General features: G+C 66.7%; 19 protein-coding genes. 14 read left to right on the top strand and 5 right to left on the bottom strand.

The window, feature by feature from the left end:
* Positions 1-67: 67 nt before the first annotated feature.
* From QWY74_RS10365 to QWY74_RS10395, 7 genes are all read left to right on the top strand, one after another.
* Positions 68-487: a PACE efflux transporter gene (locus QWY74_RS10365; protein ID WP_264826463.1), complete on the top strand. Its 420-nt coding sequence runs from the start codon at positions 68-70 to the stop codon at positions 485-487.
* Entirely contained in the window at positions 484-813 is a 330-nt protein-coding gene (locus QWY74_RS10370) for a DMT family transporter (RefSeq protein ID WP_264826461.1), read from the top strand. The genes QWY74_RS10365 and QWY74_RS10370 overlap by 4 nt, the downstream gene beginning before the upstream one ends.
* Before the next feature lie 98 nt (positions 814-911).
* Positions 912-2,366 carry a D-alanyl-D-alanine carboxypeptidase/D-alanyl-D-alanine endopeptidase gene (gene dacB, locus QWY74_RS10375; protein ID WP_494337331.1) on the top strand — a complete coding sequence of 485 codons (1,455 nt, stop codon included), beginning with the start codon at positions 912-914 and terminating at the stop codon, positions 2,364-2,366.
* Between the two features lie 25 nt (positions 2,367-2,391).
* Complete coding sequence (locus tag QWY74_RS10380; protein ID WP_290314266.1) at positions 2,392-2,763, top strand: diacylglycerol kinase; 372 nt, start codon at positions 2,392-2,394, stop codon at positions 2,761-2,763.
* 85 nt (positions 2,764-2,848) lie between these two features.
* On the top strand, positions 2,849-5,836 hold the full coding sequence (glnE, locus tag QWY74_RS10385) for a bifunctional [glutamate--ammonia ligase]-adenylyl-L-tyrosine phosphorylase/[glutamate--ammonia-ligase] adenylyltransferase (protein WP_264826458.1): 2,988 nt from the start codon (positions 2,849-2,851) through the stop codon (positions 5,834-5,836).
* A 31-nt stretch (positions 5,837-5,867) separates the two neighbouring features.
* Complete coding sequence (gene aroQ, locus QWY74_RS10390) at positions 5,868-6,299, top strand: type II 3-dehydroquinate dehydratase (protein WP_264826457.1); 432 nt, start codon at positions 5,868-5,870, stop codon at positions 6,297-6,299.
* Between the two features lie 12 nt (positions 6,300-6,311).
* Positions 6,312-7,151, top strand: coding sequence for a M48 family metallopeptidase (locus tag QWY74_RS10395; protein ID WP_264826456.1), 840 nt, complete (start codon positions 6,312-6,314; stop codon positions 7,149-7,151).
* A 16-nt stretch (positions 7,152-7,167) separates the two neighbouring features.
* Here QWY74_RS10395 and QWY74_RS10400 read toward each other — a convergent pair whose 3' ends face one another.
* On the bottom strand, positions 7,168-7,530 hold the full coding sequence (locus QWY74_RS10400) for a hypothetical protein (RefSeq protein WP_264826454.1): 363 nt from the start codon (positions 7,528-7,530) through the stop codon (positions 7,168-7,170).
* Between the two features lie 67 nt (positions 7,531-7,597).
* Positions 7,598-8,602 (bottom strand): LLM class flavin-dependent oxidoreductase, encoded by a 1,005-nt coding sequence (locus QWY74_RS10405; RefSeq protein ID WP_264826452.1) that lies wholly within the window; start codon positions 8,600-8,602, stop codon positions 7,598-7,600.
* A gap of 164 nt (positions 8,603-8,766) precedes the next feature.
* Here QWY74_RS10405 and QWY74_RS10410 point away from each other — a divergent pair, with 164 nt between their 5' ends.
* From QWY74_RS10410 to QWY74_RS10420, 3 genes are all read left to right on the top strand, one after another.
* Positions 8,767-8,955, top strand: coding sequence for a hypothetical protein (locus tag QWY74_RS10410; RefSeq protein ID WP_264826451.1), 189 nt, complete (start codon positions 8,767-8,769; stop codon positions 8,953-8,955).
* Positions 8,956-9,022: 67 nt separating this feature from the next.
* Complete coding sequence (locus tag QWY74_RS10415) at positions 9,023-9,979, top strand: cobyrinic acid a,c-diamide synthase (protein WP_264826450.1); 957 nt, start codon at positions 9,023-9,025, stop codon at positions 9,977-9,979.
* Positions 9,976-11,145 (top strand): toxic anion resistance protein, encoded by a 1,170-nt coding sequence (locus QWY74_RS10420; RefSeq protein ID WP_264826449.1) that lies wholly within the window; start codon positions 9,976-9,978, stop codon positions 11,143-11,145. The genes QWY74_RS10415 and QWY74_RS10420 overlap by 4 nt, the downstream gene beginning before the upstream one ends.
* A gap of 17 nt (positions 11,146-11,162) precedes the next feature.
* Here QWY74_RS10420 and QWY74_RS10425 read toward each other — a convergent pair whose 3' ends face one another.
* Positions 11,163-11,450 carry a sll1863 family stress response protein gene (locus tag QWY74_RS10425; protein ID WP_264826448.1) on the bottom strand — a complete coding sequence of 96 codons (288 nt, stop codon included), beginning with the start codon at positions 11,448-11,450 and terminating at the stop codon, positions 11,163-11,165.
* 115 nt (positions 11,451-11,565) lie between these two features.
* Here QWY74_RS10425 and QWY74_RS10430 point away from each other — a divergent pair, with 115 nt between their 5' ends.
* The 4 genes from QWY74_RS10430 to QWY74_RS10445 all read left to right on the top strand — a co-directional run bounded on the left by QWY74_RS10430 (position 11,566) and on the right by QWY74_RS10445 (position 17,572).
* Positions 11,566-12,927: an MFS transporter gene (locus QWY74_RS10430; protein ID WP_290314270.1), complete on the top strand. Its 1,362-nt coding sequence runs from the start codon at positions 11,566-11,568 to the stop codon at positions 12,925-12,927.
* A 122-nt stretch (positions 12,928-13,049) separates the two neighbouring features.
* A complete protein-coding gene (locus QWY74_RS10435; protein WP_290314305.1) occupies positions 13,050-13,541 on the top strand; it encodes a retropepsin-like aspartic protease family protein in 492 nt (163 codons plus the stop codon).
* 48 nt (positions 13,542-13,589) lie between these two features.
* A complete protein-coding gene (locus QWY74_RS10440) occupies positions 13,590-15,296 on the top strand; it encodes a VRR-NUC domain-containing protein (protein WP_290314271.1) in 1,707 nt (568 codons plus the stop codon).
* Positions 15,293-17,572 carry an ATP-dependent DNA helicase gene (locus QWY74_RS10445; RefSeq protein ID WP_290314272.1) on the top strand — a complete coding sequence of 760 codons (2,280 nt, stop codon included), beginning with the start codon at positions 15,293-15,295 and terminating at the stop codon, positions 17,570-17,572. Before QWY74_RS10440 ends, QWY74_RS10445 begins: the two co-directional genes overlap by 4 nt.
* Positions 17,573-17,714: 142 nt before the next feature.
* Here QWY74_RS10445 and QWY74_RS10450 read toward each other — a convergent pair whose 3' ends face one another.
* Together QWY74_RS10450 and QWY74_RS10455 are read right to left on the bottom strand one after the other, a co-directional pair.
* Entirely contained in the window at positions 17,715-19,541 is a 1,827-nt protein-coding gene (locus tag QWY74_RS10450; protein ID WP_290314274.1) for a monovalent cation:proton antiporter-2 (CPA2) family protein, read from the bottom strand.
* Positions 19,542-19,571: 30 nt separating this feature from the next.
* Positions 19,572-19,970: an NUDIX hydrolase gene (locus tag QWY74_RS10455; RefSeq protein ID WP_290314275.1), complete on the bottom strand. Its 399-nt coding sequence runs from the start codon at positions 19,968-19,970 to the stop codon at positions 19,572-19,574.
* Positions 19,971-20,000: the final 30 nt, after the last annotated feature.

Raw genomic sequence — 20,000 nt, forward strand, 5'->3', positions numbered from 1 at the left:
GTAGACGTTATAGTAACGCGAGTCGAGACGCTGTCTCTGGTCAGGCCAATATCACGGCGAGGTCATTATGCGTTCCTGGCAGGAAAGGGTTACACATACGCTGCTCTTCGAGACGGGCGGGTTGATCATGGTCACGCCGCTGGCCAGTTGGCTGACCGGGCATGGCATGGGCAAGATCGGCCTGCTGGCGCTCGGCCTGGCCACGGCGGCAATGCTGTGGAACCTGGTGTGGAACCGACTGTTCGATATCTGGGTGCCCACCCGCCGCCGCAGCTTGATGCAGCGCGCGGCCCAGGCCGGCGGCTTCGAGCTCGGCCTGCTGACCATGACGCTACCGGTGGTGGCCTGGTGGCTGAGCATCGGGCTCGTGGAAGCCTTCTGGCTGGATTTCGGCTTCATGGTGTTTTTTCTGATCTACGCCATGATCTTCAACACGCTGTTCGATTGGATCATGCGTCAACGACTGGCAAGAGGAAAAGGGCAATGAGCTATGTATATCTGGCGTTGGCGATCATCGCCGAGGTAGTGGCCACCTCGGCCCTCAAGGCCTCCGATGAGTTTTCGCGCTTCTGGCCCAGTGTAGTGGTGGTGGTCGGCTATGTGACGGCCTTCTACCTGCTGACCCTGGTCTTTCGTACGCTGCCGGTGGGCATTGCTTATGCTTTCTGGGCCGGGCTCGGCATCGTGCTGGTGACCCTGGTCGGCATGCTTGTCTATGGCGAGCGCCCCGACCTGCCGGCGGTGCTGGGCATTGCCCTGATCATCGGCGGTGTCGTTGTCATCCAGGTGTTTTCCTCGACCACGGCCCACTGAGGCCGACAGGCTCCGGGTCGAAACCCATGCCTCGGCCGGGTAGACTGCCTTCATGTCTGGGGCTCGAGCCGTTACCCGATTCACATTGCACGGATGCCATGATGTTTCACCGCCTGTTGAGCCGTAGCCTGTTGATCGTTGCACTGCTTCCCCTGACGGCCCTGGGGGCGGGATTTCCCCAATTGGGCACACTGGCCGAGGATGGCTTTCGCATCAGTGCCGAAGCGCGCCTGCTGGCTTCCGGCGAGCAGCCGGCCACAAGCCTAGCCAGCATCTCGCCGACGCGCTCGCTTTCGCCGGCCTCGGTCACCAAGGTCTACACCGCGGCCGCTGCGCTGGACCGCCTGGGCCCCCAGCATCGCTTCACTACGCGCCTGGTCAGCACGGCCGCACCCGGTGCCGATGGCGTGCTGGCCGGCGACCTGATCCTCGACGGTGGCGGCGATCCGGCGTTGACCAGCGAGGATCTTTGGCGCCTGGTGCAACGCCTTCATCAGGCCGGAGTGCGCGAGGTGGCCGGGCGCCTGGTGGTCAGCCAGTGGCGCTTCGGGCCGGTGGAGTGCATTACCACCGACCGTTGCCGGACGCGCCGCCGCTCCAGTAATGCCTACAGCGCACTGCTCTCCTCGGCCGGCGTCAACTTCGGCAGTTGGTGCGTGAATGTGGCGCCCGCCGCCTCGGCCGGTAAGCCGGCGGTGCTCACCAGCTGTGACAGCAAGGTGCCGCTGCCGGGCTTCGACAATCAAGTGGAGACCCAACCCGCCGACAGCGGCACCCGTCTGTCGGCGACTCGCGTGACCCAGCAGGCCGGGGATGTGATGCAGGTCAGCGGTCAGATTTCCATCAACGCCTACCCGCGGGACCTGTATCGGGCCAGCGCCGACCCGGCCGGCCAGACCGCCGATCTGCTGCTGGCAATGTTGGAGCGCGCCGGCATTCAGGTGCGCGGAGAGGCCGTCACCAGCACCACCCAGCCTCCGGCTTCGGCGCAACAGCTGGCGGCCGTGGATGGTGAGCCATTGCAGGAAGTCCTGCTGCGCACGCTCAATTACTCCAATAACTTCATGGCCGATGTGCTGGCGCTCAACCTGGCCAATGGTGCCCGGCCCGACCTGGCAGCGGGCGGCGCGGTCATTCAGGCCTTCGCCAGCGGTATCGAGGGCCATGGGCCTTTGACCCTGCGCAGCGGCAGTGGCCTGACAACGGACAATCGCACCAGCGCAAGCGGCGCCAACACCCTGCTGGCCCACATGTTCGAGCAACCGGCGCTGTTTCCCAGTTTCGTCGCCGCACTGCAATCACCGAGTAACGGGGTCATGCGTTTCATACGCAAGGGCCCGGCGACCTTCCAGAACCGCGTGATGCTCAAGACAGGCACCCTCAACGAGCCGGTCCGCGTGCGGGCAGTGACCGGCTACTTCCGCACCCGCTCGAATCGCTGGGGCGCGTTCACGGTACTGGTCAATGGCACCGATTCGACGCCCTACCTCAACTGGACGATGGTGCTGGAGCGCCTTGCCGAGGACCTGACGTCGCTTATCGAGACTCACTAGTTCGTCACCCATCAGGAAGCCGATCATGAAACCCGGATATACCGGCCTGCGCCATCTCATGAACTCCACCCGTTATTCCTTCAAGGGCGTCAAGGCGGCCTACCGTTACGAGGCCGCGTTTCGCCAGGAGGTGGTTCTGTGCGTGATCCTGATTCCGCTGGCCTGGTGGGTCGCGACCTCACCGGTGGAATGGACCCTGCTGGTCGGCAGTTGCCTGATGGTGCTGATCGTCGAGCTGCTCAACACGGCGGTGGAAAGTGTGGTGGATCGTATCGGCCCGGAGCACCACAAGCTGTCCGGGCGTGCCAAGGACATCGGCTCGGCGGCGGTGATGCTGGCGCTGGTGTTGGCCGGCATGACCTGGGGACTGTTGGCGTGGAGCCGCTTCGTCGGTTGATGCCGGGCTCCAGGAAATCCGCCTAGTGTCGGGGGTGTCGGCTTGGTTATGCTGAGGGCATTCGCAACCCGATGACGAGGCGCCCATGGCCCTGTCCTACACCTTTCTGCCGCTGCACGCCATTCCCGAGCCCGTTGCCACGGCACTGCAGCAGTCCTGGGAGCGTCTGACCGCCTCGCTGGAGCAGGCCGACAACCTGGCCGAGATGCAACAGCAGGACCGGCCCAGCGAGAGCTGGCTGGCGCTTTCCGAGTCACGCCGCGAACAGTTGGCGCGGGTGCTGGCGGTATCGAACTTTGCCGTGGAAACCCTAGTGCGTCATCCCCAATGGCTGGCCCATCTGGACGCAGATGGCGAGCTCGATGTGACTCCCGGCGCGGCTGACTGGCGCGAGGCGATGGCCGAGCGTCTGGAGGATGTGAGCGACGAAGCGGCCATGCATGCCGTGATTCGCCGTTTTCGTCAGGCTCGTATGCTGGGCATCATCTGGCGGGACCTGACGCGCCCCGAGGGCATCGATATGTGGCGGACCAGTGGAGCGGTCTCGGCGCTCGCCGAGGTCTGTCTGGACGCCGCCCTGAGCTGGCTCGAGCAGCACTTCGCGGCCCGCTGGGGGCATCCGGCGCCGCGCGCGGACGGCAGCGAGCAACGCCTGGTGGTGCTGGGCATGGGCAAGCTGGGTGCCGGCGAACTCAACCTGTCGTCCGATATCGACCTGATCTTCGCCTTTCCCGAGAAGGGCGAGACCGAAGGAGGGCGCAAGCCCCTCGAGCACCAGGAATACTTCACCAAGATCGGCCAGAAGCTGATTGCCGCCCTGGATGCAGTGACCGCCGATGGTTTCGCCTTTCGGGTCGACATGCGGCTGCGCCCGCTGGGGGATGGTGGCCCGCTGGTCGGCAGCTTCGCTTCGCTGGCCGGTTACTATCAGGACCAGGGCCGCGAGTGGGAGCGCTATGCCATGCTCAAGGCGCGCCCGGTCGCCGGCGACCGGGATGCCGGCGACGAGCTGCTGGCGAGTCTCAAGCCCTTCGTCTATCGCAAGTACCTGGACTTCGGGGCCATCGAATCCCTGCGCGAACTCAAGTCGATGATCAATCGCGAGGTCAAGCGTCGCGGCATGGAAGGCAACATCAAGCTCGGTCAGGGCGGGATTCGCGAGGTCGAGTTCGTGGTCCAGGCCTTTCAGTTGATCCGCGGCGGCCGCGATACCGAGCTGCAGGTGACCTCTCTGTATCGTGCGCTCCAGCGCCTGCCCGACCTGGGCCTGTTGCCCCGTGAGGTGGTCGATGAGCTGGTCCCGGACTATGCCTTCCTGCGCGACCTGGAGCATGTTCTGCAGGCGCTCGATGATCGCCAGACACAGACGCTGCCCGAGGGTGAGCTGGAGCGCGAGCGCGTGGCCCTGGGCCTCGACATGGAGGGCTGGCCGGCGGTGATGGCGCGCCTCGACGAGGTGCGCGCTCGAGTGCGTCAACACTTCGATGCGGTGATCGCCGATCCCGAGGAAGAGGTGGAGAGCGAACAGGCCGACACAGCCTTTGCCACCCAGGGGGTCGACCTCGAGGAGTGGCGGGTACTGTGGCGCGAGCAGGAAAGCGAGGAGGATGCCTTGGCGCTGCTCTCCAGCGCCGGATTCACGGACGCCAGAGCGAGCCTGCGCCGCCTGATGGCGCTGCGTCAGTCGCGTCAGGTGAAGGCCATGCAGCGTATCGGCTATGAGCGTCTCGATGCCCTGATGCCGCTGCTGCTCGAGGCCGCCGCGGAAAGCGACGCGCCGGATATCGCCCTGGAACGCGTCCTGCCGCTGGTCGAGTCGGTACTGAGGCGCACCGCCTATCTCGCTCTTTTGCGCGAGAACCCGGTGGCGCTCGAACATTTGATGCGGCTGTGCAGTGCCAGCCCCTGGATCGCCGAGCAACTGGCTCGCTACCCGATCCTGCTCGATGAGCTGCTGACCCCGGATACACTCTATACCCCGGCGGACAAGTCGCGCCTGGCCGACGAGCTGCGCCAGACTCTGGGGCGCGTGCCCGAGGACGATGAGGAAGGCCATATGGAGGCGCTGCGGGTCTTCAAGCATGCTCAGATGTTGCACGTGGCGGCCTCGGACATCGCCGGCACGCGTCACCTGATGAAGGTTAGCGACTATCTGACCTATATCGCCGAGGTGGTGCTCGAGGCGGTGCTGGGCATGGCCTGGAAGCACCTGACCCGCAAGCATGGCTTCCCCGAGCGACGCGATGGCAGCCGGGCGACCCGAGAGCCGGAGTTCCTGATCGTTGGTTACGGCAAGCTCGGCGGCATCGAACTGGGTTATGGCTCCGACCTCGATCTGGTCTTTTTGCATGATGGCGCCACTCAGGGCAGCACCGACGGCCCCCGGCCGATCGACAATGCCGTCTTTTTTACGCGGCTCGGCCAGCGCATCATTCACCTGCTCACCGCCGTGACGCCGGCCGGCAGCCTCTATGAGGTCGACATGCGGCTGCGGCCCTCGGGCAACTCCGGTCTACTGGTGTCCAGCATCGATGCCTATGCCGAATATCAGCGCCGCGAGGCCTGGACCTGGGAGCATCAGGCGCTGGTGCGGGCGCGAGTGGTGGCCGGCCATGCGGCGCTCAGCGAGCGCTTTGCCGAGGTGCGTGGCGATGTGCTCGGCGGCCTGCGCGACGCCGATGCGTTGCAGGGCGAAGTGATCGCCATGCGCCAGCGCATGCGTGAACACCTGGGCAGCAAGGGCAGCCCGGAAAGCTTCGATCTGAAGCACGACCCGGGCGGCATGGTGGATATCGAGTTTCTCTGCCAGTACGCGGTACTCGCCATGGGCCACGAGACGCCTGAGCTTCTGACCTACAGCGACAACATGCGCATCCTCGAGACGCTCGAGGAAAGCGGCCGGCTGCCGGCGGATGAGTGCCAGCGGCTGCGCGAGGCCTACCTGGCCTGTCGGACGGCCGCGCATCGCTCGGCACTGACCGGGGAGCCGGCACGCGGCAACAAGGCCGACTTCCAGGCGCATCGCGACGCCGTCACGGCCGTCTGGCAGCGGCTGCTCGAGCCGATGACATGATGTCTGACTCTTCGACAAGGAAAGCAATGACATGAACAAGGTACTGGTTCTGCACGGCCCCAACCTCAACCTGCTGGGTACGCGTCAGCCGGAGATCTACGGCCAGGAGACGCTGGCGGATATCGACGATACATTGCGCGCCCGGGCTCATGCGGGCGGCTGGGAGATCGCCTGTCGCCAAAGCAACCACGAGGGCGAACTGATCGACGCCATCCAGGCCGCACGCCTCGACGGCACGGCGGCGATCATCATCAATCCGGCAGCCTACACACACACCTCGGTGGCCATTCTCGATGCACTCAAGGCCTTCGATGGCCGGGTCATCGAGGTGCATCTCTCCAATGTTCACCAGCGTGAGGCGTTTCGGCATCACTCCTATGTCTCGCTGCGCGCCGATGGGGTCATCGCCGGGCTTGGCAGCCAGGGGTATCGTGCCGCGCTGACGGCGGTGATGGAGGACTGAGCGAGGATGACGATGCCAATATCGCGACTTGCCGGGATGATGCGGCGCCCCCTGCAGTGCCTCGGTCTTGGGGCACTCCTGCTGCTCGCCGGTTGCGGTGAGACGCCGACCGGTCGTTCCCAGCTGGCGCTGGTGCCGGAGGTGCTGATGGCCAAAATGGGCGATGACGCTTTCGCCCAGATGCGCCAACAGGGCCAGGAAGTGTCGGGCACACCGGTCAGCCAGCGCGTCGAGTGCATTTCGCATGCGCTGCTGACGGCGACCGAGCGGCTGTATCCCGAGGTCGAGATGCCGGGGGAATGGCAGGTGGTGCTGTTCGAGGAGTCCTCGCCGAACGCCTTTGCCTTGCCGGGTGGCCGGATCGGGGTACACACCGGGCTGTTGCGCGTTGCGGAGTCGCCGGCGCAGTTGGCCGCGGTGATTGGCCACGAGATTGCCCATGTGTTGGCCGACCATGGCAACGAGCGCATGACCCAGCAGCTCGGCATCAAGGCAGCCCTGCTGGTGGTCGGCCTGCTGGGAGAGGGCGACATGGGGCAGCAGGCGATCCTTCAGGCGCTGGGCGTCGGCGCTCGGCTGGGCGTGACCCTGCCGTTCAGCCGCGCCCACGAGGAAGAAGCCGACCTGATGGGGCTACGTATCATGGCGGCGGCGGGCTACGATCCGGCCGAAAGCGTGGCGCTGTGGCGCAACATGGCGAACGCCAGTAGTGGCCAGCCACCGGAGCTATTGTCGACGCATCCGGCTCATGAGTCGCGCATCGAGTCGCTCCAGTCCAACCTGCCGCAAGCCCGTGAGCTCGCTCAGGGCAGTGCTCCCGACTGTGGTCAGGGGCGCTTCGAGGTGCGCTGAGCCTGTTGACTAGAGTTCAGGAGCGCTCGTCCCGGGCTTCATAGTCACCTTCGAGCACCTGGTGTTGCTGGGTGCGCTCCTGGCCGGAGCGCGCTTCGTGATAGGTCGCGCCGCCGACGTCCTGGGCCTGGTCGGCGCGCATCTGTTCCATGCGCTTTTTCATGCGGCGGCGCAGAAAGGGCAGCATGGCCCAGCCGATGAGCAGGAAGAACAGGCCGAGGATGGTGCCGACGATCATCATCACGCCGAACAGTAGCCAGGTGAACAGCAGCTTGATGCCGCTGACCTGACCGCCGGGTTTCGCCTGGCGGGCACGCTGCTGCCATTGTTGGGCAGCGCGCCAAGCGGCGTTGTTGCGCGGGTCGTTGGGGTCGGTCATGAGGGGCTCCGTGGGGGCGTGCCGTCGGTCGGCAGCCGTGGATGTCTGTCTTTTGGAAAGCCGTTCATCAGGAAGGTTCCTTTTGCCAAAGGTCGCTTAGGATCTCGTAGCTCCTCAGCCGATCCTGCTGGGCAAACACGTCGGTATGAATCATCAGTTCATCCGCGCCGGTGCTCTCCAGGAAGTACTCCAGGCCATCATGCACCCGCTGCGGGCCGCCGATGACGGCAGCGCCGAAGAACTGGTCGACCTGGGCCCGCTCCAGCGACGACCAGTCGATACGCTCGACCGGCGGCAGGGCGCGGGTGCGCTGGCCGCGGATCAGCCCCAGAAACTTCTGACGGGCCGTGGAGGCGAGAAACTCGGCGCGTTCGTCGGAGTCGGCGGCGACCACCGGCAGGCCGACCATGGCGTGCGGCGCGTCCAGTACCGCCGAGGGCTGGAAGTGGTCGCGATACATCTTCAAGGCGTGGTGCAACTGGGCCGGGGTAAACTGGGCGGCGAAGGCGAAGGGCAGGCCCTCGCGGGCGGCCAGGCGGGCACTGTAGTCGCTGGAACCGAGCAGCCAGATCGGCACATGCGTGCCCTGGCCGGGGATGGCGCGCACGCGCTGGTCCGGGCGTTCCTCGCCCAGGTAGCCGTGCAGTTCCTCCAGACGCTGCGGGAAGTCGTCCACGCCGGCGCGTGGGTCGCGGCGCATGGCGGCCATGGTAGCGCCATCCGAGCCCGGGGCACGGCCCAGGCCCAGGTCGATGCGGCCCGGGTAGAGGGTTTCCAGGGTGCCGAACTGTTCGGCGATGACCAGGGGCGGATGATTGGGCAGCATGATACCGCCACTGCCGATGCGTAGGCGTGACGTATGCGCGGCCAGATGCCCGATCAGCACCGATGTGGCGGCACTGGCGATACCGTCGATGCTGTGGTGCTCGGCCAGCCAGTAGCGGGTGAAGCCGAGCTGCTCGGTCAGCCGGGCCAGCTCGACGCTTTCGGCGAAGCTGTCGGCGGCGCTGCCGCCGTGTCGGATCGGCGCCAGGTCCAGAACGGAGAGCGGTGTAGTGGCCAGTCGCGGCATGGGTGGCTCCAGAAGTTAGCATGCTTGGTTTTAGACTTGGGGGCGCGAAAGCCCTGATACAAGCTTTGCCCCTGTGATGAAGCGTGCCTTTGTTTATACTGGCGCCGGCATCCTTGGCGGATGCGCTCATCAACCGCAAGAAAAGGTGCGTGGAGCAGCGCGTCATGGCAAAGAACCTCCCCCGCCCCGCAAAGCGCAGCGGCGCTACCCGTCGTCCGCCGCCTCGCGCCCGCCGCGACTGGACTCGCTTTGATCGCTGGCTGGACAATCTGGTCAGCTGGTCGGTGGCCACGGCCCTGTTGGTCGGTGTCGTGGCCATTGTGGTCACGCTGGTCTGGCATCTGCGGGGGTAGCGAAGTCTCGCCCGGCGTCGCATCATGAGGCAGTGCCTTCACGGCTTAGCGGAGGATCGACAACAGCATGCTAGAGTTTCTGCAGGGAGCGGCCTATGGCCTTTTCCTTACCTGCCCGGCCTGGTGCCTGATCGGCTTGATCAAGCCCTCGCTGGCGCTGCCGACCGAGTCGCTGGAGCGCTGGCGGGTGCTGGTGCGCTATGGCGCGCTGATTCCGTTCATCAGTATCGTGATGTGGCTGACCTCGCTGTGGGGCGGCTTCGGCCCCAGTCTGTGGGGCTGGCTGGCGGGGCTTGTGGGAATTGCGGTGGCGCTGCCGGTAGAGCGTCGCTGGCGTCGCTGGCGGGCACGGCGCCAGTCCCGCCAGCTCGAGAAGGCCCGGCGGCGAGAGCGTGCCCGCGCCGAGCAGGGTGTGGTGGCCCTCGATCCGGCCCGGCCACCGGAAGGGGCCGACGACATCGTGCGTGCTCTGTGCCGGGTCAAGGGCGAGCTGTTGAGGATCGATCGTCCCGAGCTGGCCACCCGCGCCGATCGGCTGCATGGGCGCTATCGACACGTCAACGAGGTCCTGGCGTCGCGCTTCGAGCGCGGTGAACTGGCTTTCGAGCGAGCGCGCAAGCTGATTCATCAGGTCAGCCTGGGCGCGATTGATGACTTCGATGCCATGGTCGATCGTGCCCGGGGGATTCGCGGCCTAGATATCGACTATGTGCGCAAGCGCCTGGCCTCGGAGGCACCGCGCTTGTCCGCGGAAGAAACCGAGGCCTTGAGGCGGCGCCTAGCGCTGGCCGAGGAAACCGAGGTCGCCCTACGGCGTCTCGCCGCGCAGAACGAGGCCGCCCTGACCGCCCTGGATGACGCCGCCGTGCGTCTGTCGAGCGTGGCCACGGGCCGGCCCAAGGCGGCGCTGGGGGCCGAGCGTGCCTGTGAAGACCTGCGTCGCTTCATCCAGGGCGCCGAGCGCTATGGCCAGTCGACCTCGAACACCACCGCCAGGCATGGCGACAAGGGAGCCTCATCATGACCGATACTGACTCCGACAAAGCTTCGCAGAGCTTGTCACTGCCGCCGGTGGAGCGCATTGCCGAAGAGCTGGGGCAGGATGCCGGAGACTCCCGGGAAGCGCTGGACAGCGAGCTCGAGGCGGCGGCTGCCTCCTTCGTCGCCGAGATACTGGGCGAGTCGGCGGGCAGTGCGGCCGAGCAGCGACGCGCCGTCGACGAGATGGGGCTAGATCTGCAGCGCCAAGCCGCTCACCAGAGCGAGATGCTCAAGACGCCGCTGCACCAGCTGGCCCAGGAGGGTGACGAGGGCGGCCCGGTGGCCAAGGCGCTGGGCGAGCTGCGCGGCCGCATGAACACCCTCGACCCGCGCCACCACCGCCTCGAGCCGAGTGCCGTGGATCGTATCCGCCGCTGGATTCCGGGGCTGGGGACCCGCCTGCAGCGCTACTTCCAGCGCTTCGAGACCGCCCAGCAGGCGCTGGATGCCATCATTGCCGAGCTCGAGGGCGGCCGGGACCGCCTGGAGCGCGACAACATCACCCTCAACGACGACCAGCAGGCGCTCAATGAGACGCTCAAGCAACTGGAGCGGCAGGTCGCCCTGGGGCGCGCCATTGACGAGCGCCTGGTGAACAACCTCCCGGAACTCGATGAGTCACGGCGGCAATTCGTCGAGGAGGAGCTGCTCTTCCCGCTGCGTCAGCGGATTCTCGATCTGCAGCAGCAACAGGCGGTCAGCCAGCAGGGCGTGTTGGCCCTCGAGGTGATCATCCGCAACAACCGCGAGCTCATGCGTGGTGTCGACCGGGCGATCAATGTCACCGTCTCGGCGCTCAGCGTGGCGGCCACCGTGGCACTGGCGCTGGCCAATCAGCGCATCGTGCTGGAGCGCATCGAGTCGCTCAATACGGCGACGTCCGAGACCATCGCCGGCACCGCCGAGGCGCTCAAGCGTCAGGGAGTGGACATTCAGACCCGGGCCTCCCGGGCGACCCTGGACATGCAGTCACTGGAAAACGCCTTGAGCGATGTGATGGGCGCCATCGATGACCTGGCGAACTATCGCCGTGATGCCCTGCCGCAGATGGCCAGTCAGATCGAGCGCCTGGAGGGTCTGGCCCGACAGGGGCGCACAGCGGCCGAGCGACTCGATCGCGGCGAGGCGGCCAGCGATGATGCTCGCTGAGCGGCCCGCCGAGGCCGTTACTTGAAGCGCGAGCTGGCCTTGTCCCAGGCCTCGCCTAGCTGTGACCAGGCCCGGTCGGTGCCCTGGCGCATGTCGTCCCAGGCTTCTTCACTGGAGGCCTGAAGCGCGTCCAGGCGCTTGCGGGCCTCATCGCGCCGCGCCTTCAGGTCGTCGATGTCTTCCTGATGCTGCTGTCGGGTGTCCTCACCGGCCTGCCGAGCGCGCTTGGTCAGCTCCTCGATCTCGACATTCCAGCGGGCCAGGCTGTCCTTCAGCCGTTCGATGAATGCGTCGCGCTGATTCATGAGAGTTGCCTCGTCGCATGTGGCGGGAATTCCCGTAGGTATGTATCAGACAGGCATGGCCGCCTGTTTGTTCGGCCTGCTATCTTGATGCTCTCACTTTGACAGGGATGCCGCCATGAGCACGACGACCGCTGCTGCGGCCGAGACGCCCTGGGCTTCGCGCCGGGAAATCCTCGGCTGGGCGATGTTCGACTTCGCCAACCAGGCCTACACCCTGCTCATCATCACCGTGGTGTTCGGCGAGCTGTTCACCACGGTGATCGTTGGTGATCGCGGCGATGGTTATCGGCTGGCCAACCTGCTGTGGAGCCTGGCGCTGGCCATCAGCTATCTGCTGGTGGTCGTCACCGGCCCCCTGTGCGGTGCAGTGATGGACTACCGCGCCGACAAGAAGCGCTTCCTGTTCGCCAGTTATCTGGCGACCATCGGCACCACCGCTATGCTGTACTTCGTCGAGCCGGGGTTTGTGGTGCTGGGATTGGTGCTGATCATCCTCTCCAACTACGCCTACTCCATGGGCGAGTCCTTTATCGCGGCCTTCCTGCCGGAACTGGGTCCACCGGAGTCGCTGGGTCGCATCTCCGGTTTCGGCTGGGCGCTGGGTTATGTGGGCGGGCTCTGTGCCGCGGGCTTCACGCTGATGGTGCTGGGCGAGGCCACGGCGGAGAATTTCGAGCGTATCCGCTGGGTCGGGCCCTTCGCCGCCGGCTTCTTTCTGGTGGCGGCCATTCCCACCTTCCTGTGGTTGCGTGAGCGCGGCACACCGCAGCCGCCGGGTCAGCCCTATCACCGTATCGCCTTGCAGCGGGTCTCCACGACCCTGCACGAGCTGCGTCGCTTTCGCGACCTGGGCCTCTTTCTGGTGTCGCTGCTGTTCTCCATGGCCGGGGTCTACATCATTATCGCCTTTGCCTTCATCTATGGTGCTCAGGTCATCGGCTGGGACGCGGCGACGCGCAATATCATGTTCATCATCGTGCAGATCACCGCGGCGGCCGGTGCCATCGGCTTCGGCGCTATTCAGGATCGCATTGGTACCCGCGAGACCTATCTGATCACCCTGGCGCTGTGGGTCGCCGCCATCCTGGCCATCTGGGCCACACCGGGGATGACCGCCTGGCTGAATGCGGCCCTGGGGCTCGACTGGCAGGCCCAGCACGTCTTTCTGGTGGTGGGCTGCCTGGCGGGGCTCAGCCTGGGCTCCAGCCAGTCCGCCAGTCGCGCCCTGGTGGGGCTGTTCTCGCCGCGTCGCAAGGCCGCCGAGTTCTTCGGTTTCTGGGGGCTGGCCAACAAGCTGGCGGGCGTCTTCGGCATCATCGGCCTGGGGCTGTTGCAGTCGGTGGTCGGCCTGCAGGCCTCGATCCTGCTCTGTGCCGTGCTTTTTCTCATCGCCATCGCTATCTGCCTGGGCGTCGATCAGGCGCGGGGCATGGAGGCTGCCCGGCAGTGGGAAGCGGATGATGTGCAGATGTTGTGAGGTGTGAGGGGTGAATGGTGAGGTGTGAAGGGTGAGGGGTGACAAGATTGGGGGCATAGCAGGGAGCCGCGTAATGGCGGGAGGTGAGCTTGGCAAGTGAGACACGCCGTGCCGGCCTGGGCATGATGCTGCTGTTCTGGTTGCTGCTGATCGGCCTGGGTACCTGGTGGTGGCAGGGCTGGTTGCAGGAGCGCGAGAACCCGAACGCCGATCTGGCGCAAATGGCCACTGGTGATCCCCTGACCCTGGAGCGCAACCCGGCGGGGCACTTCGTCGCCACCGGGCGGATCAATGGCGAGCCCGTGGACTTCCTGCTGGATACCGGCGCCACCTATGTGTCGGTGCCCGCCGAGCTGGCTGATCGGCTCGATCTGGAGCGCCAGCGCGAAGTCTGGTTCTCCACCGCCAATGGCCGCGCCCGCGGCCACCTGACCACTCTGGACGAGGTCGGCCTGGGCGGGCTGACGGCCAGTGAGGTGCGTGGCTCGATCAGCAAGGGGCTGAGCGGTGATCAGGCGCTGCTGGGCATGAGCTTTCTGGGGCGCTTCGATATCGCCATCAGCGGCGAGCAGATGACGCTGCAGGTACCCACAGGGTCAGCCGTTGATGGTTGAATACCCGGGCGAGTGTGGCCTGCTGAGCCAAGCTGTTAATATGTATGCATGAACAGTACCTCCGCTGAGCGCGTCTCGGCCTCGCTGGATGACCCGCGCTATTACCTGAGCAACTTTCAGTTCGTGCTGGACTGGGTGGCCGCACGCCATCATGACCTGCTCGATGACGCCGAGCTGGCCTTTCTGCGCGATTTCCCCGAGCTGCCGTTGGCATCGCGCGCCCTGCTGGCCCGCATGGTGATGCGCCGTGGCGAGGTGTTTCGGCTCTCGCGTCTCGATTATGCCGAGATCGGCGATACCACGGCGGCTCTGGCGCCACTGCAGGAGGCCGGCTGGGTCGAGGCGGACCCCGAGTGCGAACTGAGCGAGCTGTTCCGCCAGTTGCGCCTGCCCGAGTTGCGTGAAGCGCTGGCCGGCGAGATGACCGCCGCCGGCATCTCACGCTCGGCGAGCAAGGCGACGCTGCTCGAGGCCCTGCAGGCCCGATTGACCCGACCGCGACCACTTAGCGAATGGTGGCCACAGGCCTCGGACCGGCTGGTGCGTGTGACGGTGATGCCACTGTGCGATCGGCTGCGGCTGATGTTCTTCGGCAACCTGCGCCAGGACTGGGCCGAGTTCGTGCTCACCGAGCTGGGCATGCAGCGCTTCGAGAGCGTGGCCTTCGATGCCGCCTCGCGGGCCTTCGACCGACGCGCCGAGGTGGATGAATACCTCTTCCTGCACCATCTGCGCGAACGCCTCGACGTGGGCGAGAGTCCGGTCGTGCTGGGCGAGATGCTGGCCGAGTCGCCCAGCGCCGAGGCGTCCGCCAATGCCTGGCTGGCCAGTCGGCGTGCGCGCCTGCTGGTGCACCTGGGGCGTGAGGCTGAACGCCAGGGCGAGACACAGGCCGCCCTCGAACTCTATGCTCGCGCCGGTGACGGTGAGGGGCGCATCCGCCGGCTTCGGTTGCTCGAGCGTTGCGGCGAGCATGCCCGGGCGCATGCCTTGCTCGAGCAGGCCGGGGAGGTGGGAGAACGCGAGGCCCAGGCCCTGGCGCGACTGCGCACTCGGCTGCGCCGCCGACTCGGGCTGACGGCCGAGCCGCCACCTCGCGAGGCGAGCCCCGAGCGGCTCGATCTGACCCTGCCGCCCACGGGAGGGCGCGTCGAGCTGGCCGTGGCCGAGCACCTTGCCACGCCCGAGGCACCGGTGTACTACGTGGAAAATGCCCTGATCGGCGGGCTGTTCGGCCTGTTGTGCTGGGAGGCGCTGTTTGCGCCTCTGCCGGGGGCCTTCTTTCATCCCTTCCAGAGCGGCCCGGCGGATCTTGGCCGAGAGGATTTCCTGAGCCGCCGTCGCGAGCACTTCGAGGCCTGTCTGGCCGAGCTCGAGGACGGCCGCTACCGCCACACCATTGCCGAGCACTGGCAGACCAAGCGGGGGCTGTCGGCCACCTTCCTGCACTGGGAGCGCCTGAGCTGGCCGCTGATCGAGCAGGCCCTGGACTGCCTGCCCGCCGCGCATCTGCGTGCTTGCTTCGAGCGCATCCTGGCGGACCCGCGGGCCAACCGAAGCGGTCTGCCGGACCTGATCCAGTTCCTGCCGGACGGGCCGGCGCCGCACTATCGGCTCATCGAGGTCAAGGGGCCGGGCGACCGCCTGCAGGACAATCAGCGCCGCTGGCTGAGCTTCTTTCAGGCCCGGCGGATGCCCGTGGCGGTCTGCCATGTTGGGTGGCAGAAGAGCGTCGGCTGGCAGGAGGCGCCATGAGTCGCGAGGCGGACGGGGCGGCGCCGGGTTACCGGGTGGCGGTGCGCACCCTCTGCGAGTTTACCGCGCGTAAGGGCGATCTCGACTACCGCTTCACGCCGGCACCCAGTGCGCGGGAAGGCATCGAGGGCCATGCGCGGGTCGTGGCGCGTCGCGGGCCGGACTATCGCACCGAGGTGCCGCTGGCCGGCGAGGTCGAGGGCCTGCAGTTGGTCGGGCGCGCGGACGGTCATGATCCCCGGCGCGGCGAGCTGGAAGAGATCAAGACCCATCGCGGCGATCTCTCGCGCATGGGCGAGCACCAGCGCGCCCTGCACTGGGCACAGGTCTCGGCCTATGGCGCCCTGCTGTGCGAAGCCGAGGCGCTCGAGCGCGTGACCCTGGTGCTGGTGTATCTGGATGTGGTCAGCGGTGCCGAGACGCGGCTGACCCGTGATGCCGAAGCCGGCGAGCTGCGCGACTTCCTGGCCGGCCTGTGCCGGCAGTTCCGCGACTGGGCCGAGCAGCAGGCCGCGCATCGCCAGCGCCGCGACCGGGCGCTGGCCGAGTTGGTCTTTCCGCATGACGACTTTCGCCCCGGCCAGCGTGAGCTTGCCGAGGATGCCTATCGCACGGCCGCCAGCGGACGCTGCCTGCTGGCCGAGGCGCCCACCGGCATCGGCAAGACCCTGGGGGCGTTGTACCCGACCCTGGTGGCCATGCCGCGTCGCGGCATCGACCGCCTGGCGTTTCTGACCATGAAGACACCGGGGCGCCGTCTGGCGCTGGATGCCCTGTCGGCCCTCGGCGCCGCTGCCGAAGCCGCGGACCGCCTGCCACTGCGGGTTCTGGAGCTGGTAGCACGCGACAAGGCCTGCGAGCATCCGGACCTGGCCTGCCATGGTGAGGCCTGCCCGCTGGCGCGGGGCTTCTATGACCGTTTGCCGGCAGCGCGTCAGGCCGCCGTCGAGCATGGCTGGCTCGACCGGGAAGGCCTGCGTGAGGTGGCGCTGGCGCATCAGGTCTGCCCCTATTACCTGGGGCAGGAGCTGGCGCGCTGGAGCGATGTGCTGATCGGCGACGTCAACCACTACTTCGATGACAGTGCCCTGATTCACGGCCTGGCCCAGGCCGAAGACTGGCGGCTGGCGCTGCTGGTCGACGAGGCCCACAACCTGGTGGAGCGGGCCCGCGGCATGTACAGCGCGGCGCTGTCCCAGAAACGCCTCAATCGACTGCATCGCCTATCGCCGCCGGCATTGAAACGGCCACTGGGCAGCCTGGTACGCCGCTGGCGCGAGTTGCTGCGCGAGCAGCCCGATGTGGAGTGGCAGGCGCTGGCTTCGATCCCCGAGGGCTGGCTGGGTGCCCTGCAACGCGCCGTCTCGGCGGTGGGCGACTATCTGGCCGAGCACCCGGAGGGGGGCGATCCGAGCCTCCGGGAATTTCTGTTCGAGGCGCAGGCCTTTGCGCGTCTCGCCGAGCGCTTCGGCGAGCATTCGCTGTGCGAGCTGCGGCGCGCCGGTCAGGGTCAGGCCGTCATGGCGATTCGCAACCTGGTGCCAGCGGACTACCTGCGCTCCCGCTTTGCCGCGGCCCACTCGACAATGCTGTTCTCGGCCACGCTGAGCCCGCCCGCGTATCACCGCGACCTGCTCGGGCTGCCCGACAACAGCGTGGTGCGTCGCGTGGCCTCGCCCTTCATGGCGGAGCAGCTGGAGGTGCGCTGCCGTGCGGATATCTCGACGCGCCTCAAGGATCGTGACGCCTCGCTCGGCCCCATTGTCGAGGAACTGGCGGGGCAGTATCGCCGTCAGCCCGGCCACTATCTGGCCTTTTTCAGCAGCTTCGCCTATCTGGAAGCGGCCCGGGCCCGCCTGGAAGCAGCCTACCCCGAGGTGCCGCTGCGCGCCCAGCAGCGCGGCATGAGCGAGGCCGAGCGCGAGGCCTTCCTGGCCGGTTTCAGCCCCGAGGGCAGCGGCATCGCCTTTGCGGTGCTCGGCGGCGCCTTTGCCGAAGGCATCGACCTGCCCGGGGAACGCCTGGTGGGCGCCTTCGTGATCACCCTGGGCCTGCCGCCCTTCGACCCGCTCAACGAGGCATTGAAGCAACGCCTGCAGGCGCGCTTTGGTCGCGGTGATGATTACGCCTATCGCATTCCCGGCATGATCAAGGTGGTGCAGGCCGCCGGCCGAGTCATCCGCGGCCCGCAGGATCGTGGCGTGGTGGTCTTGATGGATGACCGCTTCGCACGGACGGAGAATCGGGCGTTGTTGCCGGACTGGTGGCGGCAATAGGCTTGAGCTACGAGCTACGAGCTACGAGCTACGAGCTACGAGCTACGAGCTACGAGCTACGAGCTACGAGCTACGAGCTACGAGCTACGAGCTACGAGTTACGAGCTACGAGCTACGAGCCACGAGCTACGAGTCACTCTTCTCAATGTCGCTGGGAGCGCTCGGCCTGGATGGCGGGTGGTTCGGTGACCACATCCTTGTCGGCTTCGAAGAGCTCCTCCAGTTCCTGGGCGGCCTGCTGGAGGGTCTGGATCTGCTGGGCTTCGTCGCCGGGCACTTCCATCTGCCGCAGCAGGGTGGTGGCGTCGTGCTGGCGGAAGGTGGCCACGGTGTGCCGGGCCCGCTCGCGGTCGACGCCCAGGGCCACCAGTATTTCCTGGGTCAGTTCGAGGCTGGCCGGCAGCAGGTCGCGAACAATGTCGAGGACACCGTGGCGCATCAGCAACTGGGCATGGTGGCGGTTGCGGCCACGAGCGAAGAGGCGCAGCCGGGGAAAGCGCCGCTGCACCTTCTCGACGATGCGCAGCGACGTTTCGACATCGCCGATCGCTATCACCAGGATGTGCGCGCGGTCGGCACCGGCGGCTTCCAGCAGGTCGAGCCGCGAGGCATCACCGAAGTAGATCTGATTGCCGTAACGGCGCACGAAGTCCACATGCTCGGCATTGATATCGAGGATGGTGTAGGGAATCTGCAGGCCCTGCAGCGTTCGGCCGATGACCTGGCCGAAACGCCCGAAGCCGGCAATGATGATGCGCGGCGCATGATCGTCCGGCTTGTCGAATTCCCGCGGCGCGCTGCCGGCCACGAAGCGGGGCCGTAACAGCCGGGCGTGCAGCTGGAAGAGCAGCGGGGTGGCGGCCATGGACAGCGATACCACCAGCACCAGCAGGCCGACCAGGTCAGGGCCGACCAGGCTGGCACTGGCAGCGGCGGTGAGCAGCACAAAGGCGAACTCACCGCCCTGGGGCAGCAGTGCCGCCAGGTTGAGGGTGTCGCGCCAGTCCACGCCATAAGCCCGGGCGGCCACCACGACGCCCAGCCACTTGGTGGCCAGCAGCAGGGCGGTCAGGCCCAGCACCACACCCGGCTGCTCGACCAGCTGGCCGATCGGTGCGGTCATGCCCACGGCCATGAAGAAGAGCCCCAGCAGCAAACCGCGGAAGGGCTCGATATCGGCCTCGATGCTGTGACGATATTCCGAGTCGGCGAGCAGCACCCCGGCCAGAAAGGCCCCCAGGGCCATGGAAAGGCCGACCAGCTCCATGGCCAATGCCGCACCGATCACCACCATCAAGGAGGTGCCGGTGAAGACCTGGCGACTGCGCGTGGCGGCAGCCGCCCGAAACAGCGGACGCAGCAGATAGCGGCCCCCAATGATCAGGGTAGCGAAGGCCGCCAGGCCGATCAGCGCCTCGCGTAACATGACCTGCCAGCCACCGGCCACGGCCGCACCACCGGCAAGCAGCGGCAACAGCGCGATCACCGGGATGGTTGCCATGTCCTGGAACAACAGGTCGGCGAAGCCCAGCCGGCCGTGGCGGGTGTTCAGCTCGCCCTGCTCACCCAGCAACTGCAGCACCAGTGCCGTGGAACACAGGGCCAGGCTGAAGCCGACGACCAGTGACACCACAGGGGGCAGTCCGAACACCAGGGCCAGGCCGGACAATGCCAGGGTGCCGATCAGCATCTGCAGGCCGCCGAAACCCAGCACCGGCTTGCGCATCAGCTTGAGGCGGGCCGGCTTGAGCTCCAGGCCGATCACGAACAGCAGAAAGACAATGCCCACCTCGGAAAAGTGCAGGACCTCCTCGGCATCGGGCACCAGGCCCAGCGCGGAAGGGCCGATGATCACCCCGGCGATCAGATAGCCGAGCACCTCACCGAGTCCCAGGCGTTTGACCAGCGGCACGATGATCACCGCAGACGCCAGAAAAATCAGAGCATTGAAGAGCAGGTCGATAGCCACTCGGTCACTCCATGAGGCAGGGGCAAGGGGTCAATGTCGGGCACGCGGCAGGATGATATCGCGAGTCAGTGGTGCCAGCGGCATGGTGTCGGCCTCCTCGAGCGTCACCCAGCGCATCTCGGCGATTTCCGCGGCCGCCCGTGGTTCGCCTTGCAGCCTGGCACGAAACAGGTGAGCAACGAGCTGATGGCCGGGCTCGTTGGCCGCCGGCGCCTTGAACTCGCCGAGAGGTTCGAGCCAGCGCGGCGTGCAGCCGAGCTCTTCCTGTATCTCGCGGGCCAGGGCCGCCGCCGGCGCCTCATCGGGCTCCAGCTTGCCACCGGCCTGCATGACGGCACCGGTACCCTGCTTGCGTACCAGCAATAGGCGACCGGCGTCGTCCTGAATCAGGGCTGCGGCAATATGCAGGGTCGGGGTGGTGACAGGCATGGAGGGCTCCGTTGGCTGGGGGACTATGTT

Origin of the sequence: Halomonas almeriensis (genome assembly GCF_030409235.1) — a bacterium.
GTDB lineage: Bacteria > Pseudomonadota > Gammaproteobacteria > Pseudomonadales > Halomonadaceae > Halomonas > Halomonas almeriensis.